This is a genomic window from Intrasporangium sp. (assembly GCF_032907665.1).
Classification (GTDB): Bacteria; Actinomycetota; Actinomycetes; order Actinomycetales; family Dermatophilaceae; genus Intrasporangium.
In genome coordinates, this window is the sequence record NZ_JAJJPG010000084.1 from 1 (window position 1) to 14,284 (window position 14,284).

A 14,284-nucleotide genomic window follows, 5' to 3' on the forward strand; every position below is an offset into this window, starting at 1 on the left:
GTCCCACTTGTTGTAGGCGATGACGAGGGCACGTCCGGCGTCGATGACCTGCTGCACGACGCGGATGTCCTGCTCGGCGATCGGTTGCTCGGCGTCGATGAGGACGACGGCGACCTCCGCCTTCTCCAGGGCGGTCTGCGTGCGCAGGGAGGCGTAGAAGTCCGCGCCGCGTGTCTGGTGGACCCGCCTTCGGATTCCGGCGGTGTCGACGAACCGCCACGTCCGGCCGCCGAGCTCGACGAGCTCGTCGACCGGGTCACGGGTGGTCCCGGCGACGTGGTCGACGACGACCCGGTCCGAGCCCGCGAGCTTGTTGAGCAGGCTGGACTTGCCGACATTGGGTCGACCGATGAGCGCGACGCGGCGTGGTCCGCCCTGGGCGTAGGCGCCGTGGGCCGAGACCTCGGGGAGCACCTCGAGCACGGCGTCGAGGGCGTCGCCGCTCCCCCGGCCGTGCAGGGCCGACACCGGCCACGGTTGGCCGAGCCCGAGGTTCCACAGGGCGGCAGCATCTGCTTCGCCCCGCTCGTCGTCCACCTTGTTCGCGATGAGGACGACCGGCTTGCCAGATTTCCGAAGCAGCCGGACGACGGCCTCGTCGTCGTCGGTCGCCCCGACGGTCGCGTCGACGACGAACATGACGACGTCGGCGAGGTCGATCGCGATCTCGGCCTGCTCGGCCACGCGGAGGTGAATGCCGGTGGCGGAGGCCTCCCACCCGCCGGTGTCGACGATGGTGAAGCGTCGCCCGCCCCACTCCCCCTCGTAGGACACGCGGTCGCGCGTCACGCCGGGCACGTCCTCGACCACCGCCTCCCGGCGGCGCAGGATGCGGTTGACGAGGCTGGACTTGCCGACGTTGGGGCGACCGACGACGGCAACCACGGGCAGGGGGCCACGCTCCGCCGCGCCGGCGAGCAGCTCGTCCTGCGTGTCGAGCAGGGCCTGGTCCTCCGGGCTCAGCTCGAAGTCGTCGAGCCCGGCTCGCAGGGCGCGCTCGACCGACCTGTCGTCCGCCGGCATGGTGTCCTCCGCCGAGCGGTCGTCGTCCGCCGTGAGGGGCATGCCCTCGGTGTCGGGGCGGGCGGTCTCGTCAGTCACGGTGTCCTCGAATCAGTGGTGCCGAAGGTCTGTCCTCACGTCCACGGTGTGGCGTCTGCACGACCGACACGCGCTGAGGACGAATAACCATTGTCCACCCCCGCGCGCTGGAGCCTGCAATGTCGCCCAGCGGCCGCGTTGCGGGTCGGGGTGCCGCCTCTCGCGCCGGATCACCCCTGGGCGGCTGCGACGACCTGGAGCACGGCCCGCACCGACCCCTCGAAGTCGAGGTCCGACGTGTCGAGCGTGGTCACTCCGTCGGCGGCCACGGTGAACTGGGACACGGTCGAGTCGGCCCGGTCCCGGTCGACGACCTGGGAGCGGGTCGCGTCGACGGAGGCTGCCTCGGCGTCGCCGTGCAGCTCCTTCGCCCGACGAGCGAGGCGGGCTTCCTCGGAGGCCGTGAGCAGGATCCGCACGGGCGCGTCGGGCGTGACGACGGTTGTGATGTCCCTGCCCTCGACGACGACCCCTCCGCGGGCGGCGCCTGCTTCAGAGACGAGGTCGCGCTGAAGGCGCCGCATCAGCTCGCGTACGGGGATGACGGTGGCGACCTTGGAGACCTGCGTCGAGATCCGCGTCTCCCGGATGGCAGCTGCCACGTCGGTCCCGGCGACGGCGACGTGGGGGTGGTCGGGGTCCGTGCCGATGGTCAGCGGGAAGCCCTCGGCCGCCTCGGTCACGGCGTTCGGGTCGTCGAGGTCGATGCCGCGATCGAGGCACCACCAGGTGAGAGCCCGATACATCGCGCCCGTGTCGAGGTAGGCGTAGCCGAGAGCCCGGGCGACCTGCTTGGAGACGCTCGACTTGCCGGAGCCGGAGGGTCCGTCGATGGCGACGACGAAGCCGGAGAGCGGCTCGTCGGTGGACTGGGAGACATCGGAGCTGACCGGGGTTTGCGGCATGGGCGGCAGCCTAGTGGCCGTGCGAACGTGCCCTTCCCCACCTCACCGCAGCACACGGCAGCCGTATGCCGCTGAGCCGACTCAGCGGCATACGGCTCGGTGGGCTGTGGCTCGGTCAAGGACGACGCACTCAGTCGTGCAGCCGCCACCCGAGGCCGGTGAGGGTCTCCGCGAGCGGCTCCGCGGCGGCGGGGACGACCGAGATGTAGGCAACCCCGAAGGGCTGTCCCAGGCCGTGCTCGAGGTGCATGTCCTCGAGGTTGATGCCGGCGTTGCCCATGTCGGTGAGCAGTCGTGCCAGGGATCCGGGCTCGTCGGGCACGAGGACCGACACGACGGCGTAGGCGGTGGGCGCCGCCCCGTGCTTGCCGGGGATCCGGGCCTGGCCGAGGTTTCCTGCCTCGAGCATGCCGCTCAGGGTCCCGAGCGAGCCCTTCCCGTCACCGTCGACGAGGGCCCCGAGCGCGTCCACGACGTCGTCGAGCTGCGTGCGGACGGCCAGGAGCACCTCCCGGACGGCTTCGGCGTTGCCCGCGAGGATCTGGGTCCACAGCCCGGGATCGCTCGCGGCGATGCGGGTGACGTCACGCAGGCCCTGACCGGCCAGTCCGACGGCCGGCTCGGGGAGATCCCGCAGGCAGGCCGCGACGATGCTCGCGGCGACCTGCGGCACGTGGGAGACGGCGGCGACGGCCTCGTCGTGCTCCCGGGCGGGCATGACGCGCACGGCCGAGCCGACGACGGTGGCGATCTCGCGGACCGCCTGGATCGCGTCCTCGCTCGAGCCCTCGTGCGGGACGACAACCCAGGCCCGGCCATCGAAGAGGTCACCCCGGGCGGCGGCCGCGCCGGATCGCTCCCGGCCGGCCATCGGGTGGGAACCGACGTACCGTGATGCGTCGACGCCAGAGCGGAGCACACCGTCGAGCACGGTCTGCTTCACCGAGGCGACGTCCGTGACCACGGCGCGTGGCCACCGGCGAAGGGAGGCGACGACGACGTCTGACGCTACGTCAGGTGGTGCGGCGACCACGACGAGGTCGGGCTCCTCGGACGGATCCAGTTCTGCCGCAAGCCGGCCCGCTCCCAAGTCGCGCGCGAGGCGGCACGCAGTCGGCGATGGGTCCTGGAGAGACACGTGGAATCCCCTCGTGGACAAGGCGATTCCGAGGCTCGTACCGACGAGCCCGGTTCCGACGATCCGCACGTGCCCGATCACGCCGTCACAGACCTGCGGCCTTGTAGAGGGCGCCCACCTCGGCCTTGTTGAGCTTGCGCATCCGGCCCGAGCGCAGGTCGGCCAACCGGATGGGACCCACCTCGGTGCGCACGAGCTCCAGCACCGGGTGTCCGACGGCGTCGAGCATCCTCCGCACGACGTGCTTGCGGCCCTCGTGCAGCACGACCTCGACGAGCGCCTTCCCCGGCTGCGAGTCGACGACCTTGAAGGAGTCGACCTGCACCGGCCCGTCCTCGAGCTCCACTCCCTGCCGCAGCTGTCGGCCCACGTCCTTGCCGACCGGGCCGCGCACCGTGGCGAGGTAGGTCTTGAGCACGCCGTAGGCGGGGTGCTGGAGCCGGTGGGCGAGGTCCCCGTCATTCGTCAGCAGGAGCAGGCCCTCCGTGTCGGCGTCGAGACGACCGACGTGGAAGAGCCGCTGCTCGCGGTTGCCGACGTAGTCGGAGAGGCTGATCCGCCCCAGCTCGTCGTTCATCGTGGTGACGACGCCCTTGGGCTTGTTGAAGGCGAGGTAGACCCGGTCCTCGTCGAGGTTGACGCGCACGCCGTCGACGTGGACGACATGGGTGCGGGGGTTGATCCGCACCCCGAGCTCGGTGACGACCTGACCGTCCACCTCGACCCGACCCTGGGCGATGAGGTCCTCACACACCCGGCGGGACCCCACCCCGGCGGCAGCCATGAGCTTCTGGAGGCGGACGCCGTCGGGGTCGTGGACGTCGACCGGCGGCGGGGCGGCGCGGCTCGGGAGCCGGGTCGGTTGGCTCGGCTTGGTCGACCCGGCGAAGCGCCGCCCGGTGTCCCGCGTGGGCTTCGCGCGCGGCGCACCGCGACGGGCCGACCCGCGACCGGTGGACTCGCCCGCGCCGGCCTTGCCGCGGCCTCCGGCCGACCCGGCGGAACCGCCAGTCCCGCGTTTGCGCGGCTGCCGAGGCGACCTGCTGTGCTCGCTCATGCGTGACCTTCCTCGATGAGCTCGTCGATGACGTCCGCGTCGGGCAGGTAGGGCGCGAGCGGCGGCAGCTCGTCGACGGACGAGAGGCCCAACCGTTGCAGGAAGTAGGGCGTGGTCCGGTAGAGCACGGCGCCGCTCTCCCCCGTGTCCTCCAGTTCCTCGATCAGCCCCCGCGACATCAGCGTGCGCACGACTCCATCGACGTTGACACCTCGGACCGCGCTGACACGGGCCCGTGAGACCGGCTGCCGGTACGCGATGACGGCCAGGGTCTCGAGGGAGGCCTGGGTGAGCTTGGCCTGCTGGCCGTCAAGGACGAACTTCTCCACGACAGGTGCGTAGTCGGCCCGGCTGTACATGCGCCAGCCGCCGGCGACGTCGCGCAGGGTGAAACCCCGGTGGGCGGCGGCGTACTCCTCCTCGAGCGCGACCAGGTGCTCTCGGACGTCCTCCACGGGCAGCTCGAGAGCCGAGGCGAGCGCGACCTCGGAGACCGGCTCGTCGACGACCATGAGCACGGCCTCGAGCGCGGCCCTCGCGCCACCCGGGAAGTCGTTGATGTCGAAGGCGATCTGCTCGTCGGTCAGCGCGTGGTCGTCATCCGCCCCGGCACCCGGCATCGGCCCGGCGCCGTCGCCCCGGTCGTCGTGCTCACTCATCGTCTGCCCCATCGCTCCGGCTGTCATCCCCTGCCCACGTCCTGTCCCTCGTCCTGCTGGCCCCGCCCGTCCTTGCCCTCGTCCGTGAAGCCCTCCTGGCCGTCGGCGTCTTTCTCGTCCCCTTCGTCGAACTCGTCGTCGATGGCGACGTCGCCGTCCTCGCTCCCCGTCCAACGGATGTCGAGCTCACCGAGTGCCTCGGCCTGCTCGAAGGCGATCGCGGACTCCTTGAACAGCTCGAGCAGGGCGAGGAACCGGGCCACGATGACGAGCGTGGTGTCGGCGTCTGCGACGAGGCTGCGGAAGGAGACCTGGCCCCGCGAGCGGAGGCGGCTGACGATGATCGCGGCCTGCTCGCGCACGCTGACCTGGGGCGCGTGGAGATGGTCGAGCCCCACCGTGGGCGGCGGCTTGGGGACCATCGCCCTGGCCGCGATCATGGCCAGCTGCTCCGGCGTCACCGTGATGACGAGCTCCGGCAGCAGGCCCGTGAACTCCGGGTCCAGTCCGGCCTGCCGCGCCGTGATCCGCCCGGCGGTGGCCATCCGCTCGCGGAAGGTCTGCGCGATCTGCTTGTAGGCGCGGTACTGCAGCAGCCGCGCGAAGAGCAGGTCCCGGGCCTCGATGAGCGCGAGGTCCTCGTCGTCCTGCGGGCCGGACTGCGGGAGCAGGCGCGACGCCTTGAGGTCCAGCAGCGTCGCCGCGACGAGGAGGAACTCGGAGGCCTGGCTGAGGTCCCAGTCGTTGTCGGCGGCCTGGGCCGCCTTGATGTGGGCAACGAACTCGTCCGTGACCTTGGCGAGGGCGACCTCGGTGATGTCGAGCTTGTGCTTGCTGATCAGCCCGAGCAGCAGATCGAAGGGCCCGGAGAAGACGTCGAGGTGGACCTCGAAGGGCACAGCGGGGCGGCGGGTGATGACACCTCCGGGCACGGCCGGGTCGTCGACCGGCGCATGGTCGACGGCGCTGAGCTCGGTCATGGCGCGTGGCGCTTCAGGCGGCGCCGCCCCGGGCGATCAGCTCTCGGGCGAGCTGGCGGTAGGCCGCAGCCCCGGAGTGGTCGGACGAGTACGACGTGATCGGCTCGGCCGCGAGCGTCGCGTCCGGGAACTTGACGGTGCGGCTGATGACCGTGTGGAAGACCTGGTCACCGAAGTGGTTGACGACCGACGAGACGACCTCGCGGCTGTGCAGCGTGCGTGAGTCGTACATCGTCGCGAGAATGCCGTCCACCTGCAGACGTGGGTTGAGCCGATCGGTGATCTTGTCGATCGTGTCGATGAGCAGGGCGACGCCGCGCATGGCGAAGTACTCACACTCGAGCGGGATGATGACCCCGTGCGAGGCGGTGAGCGCGTTGACGGTGAGCAGCCCGAGGGAGGGCTGGCAGTCGATGAGGACGACGTCGTAGTCGTCGAGGACAGGGCGCAGCACCCGGGCGAGCACCTGCTCGCGGGCGACCTCACCGACGAGCTGGACCTCGGCTGCCGAGAGGTCGATGTTGGCCGGGATGAGGTCGAGGTTGGGCGTCGGGGTCGGGGTGATGACCTCGCGGACGTCGTGCCCCGGCTCCACGAGCAGGTTGTAGATCGTGACCTCGAGCTCCTGGGCATTGACGCCCAGACCGACGGACAGGGCGCCCTGAGGATCGAAGTCGACGGCCAGGACCTTCCTGCCCAGCTCGGCCAGCGCGGCACCCAGGTTGATCGTCGTCGTCGTCTTGCCGACGCCGCCCTTCTGGTTGCACATGGCGATGATGCGGGCGGGTCCGTGGCTCGTGAGGGCCGCAGGCTCGGGAAAGTCCGGCAGCGGTCGCCCGGTCGGCCCCAACCCCGCCTCGGACACGGCGTCGAGGGGAAGGTGGTTGGACGATCCGTCCCGGTTGTCCGGTGAGGCGTCGGCTCCTGGGGTGACGCTGGCCGACCCGGGACGGTCAAGGCGCTCGCCCTGCATGGTCTCGTGTGACTGGTCGTTCACCGGGTGTTCCACTCCGCTCGGTTGTGCCATCGGCCCCGCGCTCGGTCAGCCTCTCGCTGATCAGTTGCGACCTTATCAGCGAGCACGGGGGTGAGCCCCGGCATAGACCTCGCGCAATCGGTGTGTCGAGACCAGGGTGTAGATCTGCGTCGTCGTCACGGAGGCGTGCCCGAGCAGCTCCTGGACGACCCGGACATCGGCGCCGCCGTCGAGCAGGTGGGTCGCGAACGAGTGGCGCAGCGTGTGCGGGGACACGTGCTCCGTGAGGCCGGCCCGTTCCGCGGCCCGCTGGACGACGGCCCACGCGCTCTGGCGGGACAGGCGCCGACCCCGTTGGTTGAGGAAGAGTGCCGGCCCACCGGTGCCGCGCTGCGCGAGGACGGGCCGGCCGCGCACGCGGTAGGCGTCGACTGCCTCGACCGCGAACCGGCCGACGGGCACGATCCGCTCCTTGCCCCCCTTGCCGAGCAGCCGCACGAGCCCGACCTCACCGGGACCGCCGGAGTCGAGATCGTCGACGTCGAGGCCGATTGCTTCGCTGATGCGGGCGCCCACGCCGTAGAGCACCTCGAGCAGGGCTCGGTCCCGCAGCGACTCCGGCGTGTCGCCGACGGAGGCTGCGGCCAGGAGTCTTTCGACGGCGTCCACGGGGATGGCCTTGGGCAGGCGGCTGGGCGGCGTCGGCGGGGCGACGTCGCTGGCCGGGTCCGTCCCGACCTCGCCCTCGAGGGCAAGGAAGCGGTGGAAGCCGCGGACGGCCACGAGGGTCCGAGCGGCCGACGACGCCGCGAGCCCTTGCTCGCGCAGCGAGGCGAGGAAGCCGGTGACGTGCGACTCGGTCACCGCGCCGGCCTCCTCGATCCCCTCCGCGTGGAGGTACTCGCGGTACTTGCGCAGGTCCCGCTCGTACGACTTCAAGGTGTTGTCCGCCGCGCCCTTCTCGACCCGCACGTGGTCGAGCCACCCGCGGACGTCCCGGTCGAGCGGTGTGGTCCGCGGCGGTGCCGAGGGTGCGGGATCGGTCAGGACAGGGCCTCGTCCAGCGTGATGGCCCCGAGTCCGTGGGCCTCGGCGACCGGGGCGTAGGTCACCGCCCCCGCGTGCGTGTTGAGGCCCAGGCCGAGGGCCCGGTCGGATCGCAGCGCCTCGCGCCACCCGCGGTTGGCCAGCTCGATGGCGTAGGGCAGCGTGACGTTGGTGAGCGCGTAGGTGCTCGTGTGGGGCACCGCACCCGGCATGTTGGCCACGCAGTAGAAGACCGAGTCGTGCACCCGGTAGGTCGGGTCGGCGTGCGTCGTCGGCCTGGAGTCCTCGAAGCAGCCGCCCTGGTCGATGGCGATGTCGACGAGGACGGACCCGGGCCTCATCCGGGACACCTGCTCGTTGGAGACGAGCCGCGGTGCGCGAGCCCCGGGGACGAGCACGGCGCCGATGACCATGTCGGCGTCGGCGATGGCCCGCTCGATCTCGTAGGCGTTCGAGGCCACCGTCTGGCAGTGGCCCTGGTAGACGAAGTCAGCGTGGCGCAGCTTGCTGACGTCCTTGTCGAGCAGGAGCACCTCCGCCTGCATGCCCAGTGCGATGGCGGCGGCGTTCATCCCGGCGACGCCGGCCCCGATGACGACGACCTTGGCGGCATAGACGCCCGAGACGCCCCCCATGAGGACGCCTCGACCGCCCTCGGCGCGCAGGAGGGCCTGCGCCCCGACCTGCGGCGCGAGTCGGCCCGCGACCTCGGACATCGGGGCGAGCAGCGGCAGCGTGTGGTCGGGTAGCTCGACCGTCTCGTAGGCGATCCCGGTGACCTTGCGGGCAACGAGCTCCTCCGTGAGTGCCTTGTCAGCGGCGAGGTGCAGATACGTGAAGAGCACTTGACCCTCGCGCATCCGCGAATACTCCTCGGCGATCGGCTCCTTCACCTTGAGGATGAGCTCAGCGCTGGCCCACACGTCGTCCGGCGTGTCGAGGATGGTGGCGCCGGCGCTCTCGTAGTCCTCGTCGAGGATCGAGGAGCCGCGCCCGGCTTCGCGCTCGACGACGACCTCATGGCCGTTGCGCACGAGCTCGTGGACGCCGGAGGGGGTGATGGCCACGCGGTACTCGTGGGTCTTGACCTCGCGTGGGATGCCGACCTTCATGTGCGGGGTGGTCCTTCCGATCACGGGCGGGTCGCTGCGGCGTTGCTGCGACCTGGGCCGGCGGGTCTCGCCGGCGCGTTCCCACTGTAGCCACGCCAACGCTCCACATGAGCGGGACCGGGACACGTGCGACAGCAGTGTGATGTGTCATCGTGCACCCATGAATCCGCCTCCTCCCTCGCCCGGGTCGCACTGGCGTCCCACGACCATCGGCGCCCTCGTGGCCGGCGGGATGATCGTCGTGGCGTTCCTCGTGGGCGCGATGATCAGCTTCGGCGGGTTCCCCACGCTCATCCTCGTCGGTCTGCCGAGCGTCGTCGGCGGCATCATCGCGTTCAGCCGCCCGCGGCTGCGGCCCTATGCCGCAGGGTTTCTCGTCGCCTGGATCTCGGCACTCGTCGTCGTTGCGGTCGTCTACCTCCTGCTCGTGGCCGCCCTGTCGGGCAGCGACGCGTGACACACGTTCCCGGCCGTATGCCGCTGAGTCCCTTTCGCAGCTAGGTTGAGTCACGCTCCTGCCGCTCTCCGAAGGGGTCGTCGATGAAGCTCTACGCGGACACGCCCGCTCGCCGCACGCGGCAGCTGCTCGGGGACGTCCTCGTCCTCCTCTGGGTCGCGACGTGGGTGTGGGTCGGTCGCGGTGTCTACGACACGGTCCTGCGCCTCCAGGCCCCGGCCGACTCCCTCACGGCTGCGGGCGACTCCGTGCACGGGGCCCTCACGGGCGCCGGAGACCAGGCAGCCCGGATCCCGGCGGTCGGAGACGACCTCGAGGCCTGGCTGGACCGCGCGGCGGGGTCGGGGACCAGCCTGCGCTCCGCGGGGACGAGCATGTCGTCCACGGTCGAGGCCGTCGCCCTGTGGCTGGGTCTGATCACGGCGCTCGTGCCCGTCGTCATCGTCGCGGGCCTCTGGCTGTGGGTCCGCGTTCGCTTCGTCCGCCGCGCGACGACAGCCCAGCGGTTCATCGACTCGAGCGACGACCTGGACCTCTTCGCCCTGCGTGCCCTGGCCAACCAGCCCATGACTGCGTTGGCCAGGGTGAGCGCCGACCCGGCCGGTGACTGGCGTCGCCGGGACCCCACGATCATCCGCGCGCTGGCCACGCTCGAGCTGCATGACGAGGGCCTGCGCCCGCCCGCTGAGCGGACGGGGTCCTGGGCATGACGCGGTGACGGGCGCTGACCCTGCCTCGATCCGACCGACCGGTCCGGGAATCGGCCGGCAGTTCTGGCTCGACGTCACCCGCGGCCTCGCGGTCGTCTCCATGATCGTGGCCCACACGAGCCCGTGGGGCGGCCTGTGGAACGTCAGCGAGTACCTCACCGCGCCCCTCTTCGCCTTCCTCGTCGGGGTCTCGCTCCACCTCGCCTGGGTGAGGTCCGCGCAGCGCTACTGGCTCTTCGTCGCGGCCGGCCTGCTGCGCGGACTCGTCCTCGTCGTCCTCGGCGAGCTGCTGCAGACGGTCTACTGGAGCATCATCGTCGTCCTGCAGACGCTCGGCGTGCTCACGATCGTGCTCGCACCCGTCGTTCCCCTGCTGGTGCGACGGCGGTGGACGGCGTATGCCGTGAGCGCGACCTTCGCGCTGCTCAGCCCGGTGGTGATGGGGGCGGCCCGCGACTGGCTGCGGTCAGCGGCGTCGACGCCCGAGACCGTCTGGCTGGTCGACGTCCTGGCGGCCGGTGACGCGTACCGTGTGACGACCTTCGTCGCCCTGGGCGCGGCCGGGATCGCCGTCACTCCGTGGCTGCTGGGGCGCCCGACGCCCCGTCCCAGAGGCGCAGTCCCGTCGGTCGTCCTGCTCGGCTGCTCCGCCGGGGCCTACCTCATCGGCAGAGCCACGCCCATCGGCGCCGACGCGTACTCAGGCACGACCCCGGAGATCGTCGGGGCCGTCCTGCTCTGCGCCGCGGTGACGAGCGGGGCGCGGTGGCTGGTCGAGGCCTTGGGAGCGGAGCGCGCACAACGGTGGCTCGGACCAGTCGCTGCGACGGGGCGCATGGCCCTGACCGCGTACACACTGCAGATCCTCGCCCTCGCGGCCATCGTCCGGCTCTGGAGCCTGCGCAGCGACGACAACTGGGCCACGATGACCGGGGTCACGGTGCTCTGCGTGGCGGTGTCCTGGGCGTGGCTCAGGGCGTTGCCACAAGGACCCGTCGAGGCCCTCCTGCGTCTGCCCGGCCAAGCGCTGGCCACGAGCTGGCCGACCCGTCCAGAGGCCCGTGAGACGAGGTGAGCGGCGTCAGACGTCGGTGCGGGTGACCGTGGGTCGGAGGTCCTCGGCGGGGGCGACCCAGCTGTCCGCCGAGGCCGGCACCTGCTCACCCGTGCGGATGTCCTTCACCTCGTCACCGGAATCGCCCGCGCCGGGGAACCACACGTAGGGAATGCCGCGCCGCTCGGCATAGCGGATCTGCTTGCCGAAGCGAGCCGCCGACGGCGCCACCTCGCAAGCGATGCCCCGGGCGCGCAAGGCTGCGGCGACCGCGACCGACTCCTCCCGGGACCCGTCGTCCCTGACGGCCACGAGGACGGCCGCTGGCGTGGAGCGAGAGGCGGTGACGAGTCCCTTTCCGATGAGCAGGCCGAGGAGGCGCGACACCCCGATGGAGATGCCGACGCCCGGGTAGGTGTTGCGCCCGTCGGATGCCAGCGCGTCGTACCGACCACCCGAGCAGACCGATCCCCAGTCCTCCTGGCCGACGATCTGCGTCTCGTAGACGGTGCCCGTGTAGTAGTCGAGGCCACGGGCGATGCGCAGGTCCGCGACGACCCTTCCTGGCGCGTGGGACATGGCCGTGCGGATCACCGCGGCGAGCGACTCGAGCCCCTCGTCGAGCACAGGGTGCGTCACACCGAGCTCTCGGACGCGGTCGACGAAGCTGAGGTCGTCGGTCCGGATGGCGGCCAGGGCGAGGCACATGCCGGCCTGTTCCGGAGTGGCGCCGGACTCGACGAGCATCGCGGAGACCTTCTCGGGTCCCACCCTGTCCAGCTTGTCGACGATGCGCAGGGTGGTCGTGACGTCGGTGAGGCCGATGCCCTGGTAGAAGCCGTTGGGGATCTTGCGGTTGTTGACCTGGATGACGAAGTCCCCCACCGGGAACCGGCTGAAGACGTCCGCGATGACGAGGGGCATCTCGGCCTCGAAGTGGGACGAGAGCTCACCGACGTCGACCACGTCGATGTCGGCCTGGGTGAACTCGCGGTAGCGGCCCTCCTGAGGACGCTCGCCACGCCACGCCTTCTGGATCTGGTAGCGCCGGAACGGGAAGTCGAGCTTGCCGGAGTTCTCCAGGACGTAGCGGGCGAACGGCACCGTCAGGTCGAAGTGCAGGCCCCACCTCGCCCCGTCCCCGTCGTCCCCGGCGAGCCTGGACACCCCGTAGATCTCCTTGTCGGTGTCGCCGCCCTTGCCGAGGAGCCGGTCGACGGGCTCGATGGCCCGGGTCTCGATCGAGGAGAACCCGTGCAGCTCGAAGGTCTCCCGAATGACGTCGAGGAAACGCTGCTCGACGATGCGCTCGGCCGGAAGGTACTCGGGGAAGCCGCTGATCGGGGTGACCTTGCTGGGGGCCACCGTGGCGGGCTGCGGGTTGCTCACGTGGGCAAGTCTTTCAGGTAGGGGTTGGTGGCACGCTCGTGGGCCATGGTCGTCGCGTGGTAGTGACCCGGGAGCACGAGCGTCGGGTCGGGAAGCGGCAGGACGACGTCGCGCAGGCTGCGCATCATCGCGGCGTGGTCGCCGCCGGGCAGGTCGGTGCGCCCGATGGAGCCGGCGAAGAGGACGTCGCCGCTGAGCACGGTCCGATCGACGTCCACCTGGTCGCGGACCCCGTCCGGCACGAGATCCGTGGCGAACATGACCGAACCCTCCGTGTGGCCCGGCGCGTGCAGGACCTCGAAGTCGAGGCCGGCCAGGGTGAGGCGGGCCCGGTCGGTGATCTCGACGACGTTGCTCGGCTCGGTCCACCGAGCCTGCGCCCCGAACTGCTGCTCGAGCATGGCGACGAGGCCGGGGTTGCTCTCCCCCAGCGGGTTGACGAGGCGGTAGCGATCCTCACCGTGGATGTAGGCCGCAGTGTCGGCACCACAGACCGGGGTCACCGACCACACGTGGTCGACGTGGCCGTGGGTCAACAGGACGGCGGACGGCCGGAGACGATGGGTCGTCAGCACCTCGCGCAGTGTCTCCTCCACGCCGATCCCGGGGTCGACGATGACGCACTCCTCCCCCGCGGACGGCGCCAGGACGTAGCAGTTCGTGTCGAACGCGAGGGCCGGGAAGGCGATGGTCAGCACGCTGGGAGCCTAACCGGACCTCGGGGGCAGCCCAGCGGCATACGGCATGAGTGGTGCCCCTGTGAAAGGGTGGAGTTGTCACGCACTCGTGACCCGTTGGGCACGATGCGCGAGACAACGGTCCCTAAAATGACCGAACGCCCGGGGAGAGCCCCGCAGGTCCCGTCCGAGGAGAGTTTGTGACGAAAGAGCAGGAACGCGCACGCGCGCGCCGCCGCCACGAAGAACTGCAGAAGTCCCAGAAGCCGCCGGTCGGGGAGTCCACGCGCGACAAGCAGGTCTTCGGGGTCATCCTCGCGGTCATTCTCATCCTCGCCGCCGTCATCGCCCTGCCCCAGATCATCGGCGACCGGACCGACCCCGTCGAGCCGGCCGCGCAGCCGACCGACAGCGCGACGACCCCCTCCGGCACAGCGACGGGCGGGCTGACGGCCGGCCAGCAGCTCGCGGCCGGCTGCACGGAGCCTCCGCCGCTGCAGGCCACGCCCAAGACGTTCACGGACCTGCCGGACAAGGCCACGGCCGCGGGCAAGACCTGGGTCGCGACCGTGAAGACGAACTGCGGTGACCTCACCCTCGAGCTCGACGGGACGAAGGCGCCGCAGACCGTCGCCTCCTTCATGCACCTGGCCGAGGAGGACTACTGGGCGCCCAGCCCTTGCCACCGCCTGACGACCGAGGGCATCTTCGTCCTCCAGTGTGGCGACCCGACGGGGACCGGCTCGGGTGGCCCGGGTTACACCTTCGGCATCGAGAACGCTCCCACCGACGGGACGTACCCCGTCGGCGTCCTCGCGATGGCGCGGACGCAGGACCCGAACAGCAACGGTGGCCAGTTCTTCATCACCTACAAGGAAACCCAGTTGCCGACCGAGGGCGGTGGCTACACGATCTTCGGGAAGGTCACGAAGGGTCTCGACATCGTTGAGAAGATCGCAGCGAACAAGGCACTCGATCCCAGTCCGGCTGACGGAACGCCGGTCTCACCGATCAGCATCCTC

General features: G+C 70.9%; 15 protein-coding genes. 4 read left to right on the forward strand and 11 right to left on the reverse strand.

What is annotated here, in order from left to right:
* The 9 genes from der to ald form a co-directional block, all read right to left on the reverse strand.
* Positions 1-1,065, reverse strand: a 1,065-nt coding sequence (der, locus tag LOY02_RS12790) for a ribosome biogenesis GTPase Der (protein WP_317182757.1), incomplete at its 3' end; no start/stop codon positions are given.
* Positions 1,066-1,271: 206 nt separating this feature from the next.
* Entirely contained in the window at positions 1,272-2,006 is a 735-nt protein-coding gene (cmk, locus tag LOY02_RS12795) for a (d)CMP kinase (protein WP_317182743.1), read from the reverse strand.
* Between the two features lie 130 nt (positions 2,007-2,136).
* Entirely contained in the window at positions 2,137-3,225 is a 1,089-nt protein-coding gene (locus tag LOY02_RS12800; RefSeq protein ID WP_317182744.1) for a prephenate dehydrogenase, read from the reverse strand.
* 4 nt (positions 3,226-3,229) lie between these two features.
* Positions 3,230-4,201 (reverse strand): pseudouridine synthase, encoded by a 972-nt coding sequence (locus LOY02_RS12805; protein WP_317182745.1) that lies wholly within the window; start codon positions 4,199-4,201, stop codon positions 3,230-3,232.
* Positions 4,198-4,860, reverse strand: coding sequence for an SMC-Scp complex subunit ScpB (gene scpB, locus LOY02_RS12810; RefSeq protein ID WP_410505951.1), 663 nt, complete (start codon positions 4,858-4,860; stop codon positions 4,198-4,200). Before scpB ends, LOY02_RS12805 begins: the two co-directional genes overlap by 4 nt.
* A gap of 23 nt (positions 4,861-4,883) precedes the next feature.
* Positions 4,884-5,840 (reverse strand): ScpA family protein, encoded by a 957-nt coding sequence (locus LOY02_RS12815; protein WP_317182746.1) that lies wholly within the window; start codon positions 5,838-5,840, stop codon positions 4,884-4,886.
* Between the two features lie 13 nt (positions 5,841-5,853).
* The gene (locus LOY02_RS12820; protein WP_410505952.1) at positions 5,854-6,813 is read right to left on the reverse strand and encodes a ParA family protein; all 960 of its coding nucleotides are present in this window, start codon (positions 6,811-6,813) and stop codon (positions 5,854-5,856) included.
* A 99-nt stretch (positions 6,814-6,912) separates the two neighbouring features.
* On the reverse strand, positions 6,913-7,863 hold the full coding sequence (xerD, locus tag LOY02_RS12825; protein ID WP_317182759.1) for a site-specific tyrosine recombinase XerD: 951 nt from the start codon (positions 7,861-7,863) through the stop codon (positions 6,913-6,915).
* Positions 7,860-8,975 carry an alanine dehydrogenase gene (gene ald, locus LOY02_RS12830; RefSeq protein ID WP_317182748.1) on the reverse strand — a complete coding sequence of 372 codons (1,116 nt, stop codon included), beginning with the start codon at positions 8,973-8,975 and terminating at the stop codon, positions 7,860-7,862. The genes xerD and ald overlap by 4 nt, the downstream gene beginning before the upstream one ends.
* A 160-nt stretch (positions 8,976-9,135) precedes the next feature.
* On the opposite strand from ald, the gene LOY02_RS12835 reads away from it, so the two are divergent.
* The 3 genes from LOY02_RS12835 (at position 9,136) to LOY02_RS12845 (ending at position 11,217) form a co-directional block, all read left to right on the forward strand.
* Positions 9,136-9,432: a hypothetical protein gene (locus LOY02_RS12835; RefSeq protein WP_317182749.1), complete on the forward strand. Its 297-nt coding sequence runs from the start codon at positions 9,136-9,138 to the stop codon at positions 9,430-9,432.
* 83 nt (positions 9,433-9,515) lie between these two features.
* Positions 9,516-10,142 (forward strand): hypothetical protein, encoded by a 627-nt coding sequence (locus LOY02_RS12840; protein WP_317182750.1) that lies wholly within the window; start codon positions 9,516-9,518, stop codon positions 10,140-10,142.
* 4 nt (positions 10,143-10,146) lie between these two features.
* A complete protein-coding gene (locus tag LOY02_RS12845; protein ID WP_317182751.1) occupies positions 10,147-11,217 on the forward strand; it encodes a DUF418 domain-containing protein in 1,071 nt (356 codons plus the stop codon).
* A gap of 6 nt (positions 11,218-11,223) precedes the next feature.
* On the opposite strand, the gene hisS is transcribed toward LOY02_RS12845, so the two are convergent.
* Entirely contained in the window at positions 11,224-12,585 is a 1,362-nt protein-coding gene (gene hisS / locus LOY02_RS12850) for a histidine--tRNA ligase (protein ID WP_317182752.1), read from the reverse strand.
* Positions 12,582-13,283: an MBL fold metallo-hydrolase gene (locus LOY02_RS12855; RefSeq protein ID WP_317182753.1), complete on the reverse strand. Its 702-nt coding sequence runs from the start codon at positions 13,281-13,283 to the stop codon at positions 12,582-12,584. Before LOY02_RS12855 ends, hisS begins: the two co-directional genes overlap by 4 nt.
* 179 nt (positions 13,284-13,462) lie before the next feature.
* Here LOY02_RS12855 and LOY02_RS12860 point away from each other — a divergent pair.
* The coding region (locus tag LOY02_RS12860) for a peptidylprolyl isomerase (protein WP_317182754.1) at positions 13,463-14,284 on the forward strand (822 nt) is incomplete at its 3' end.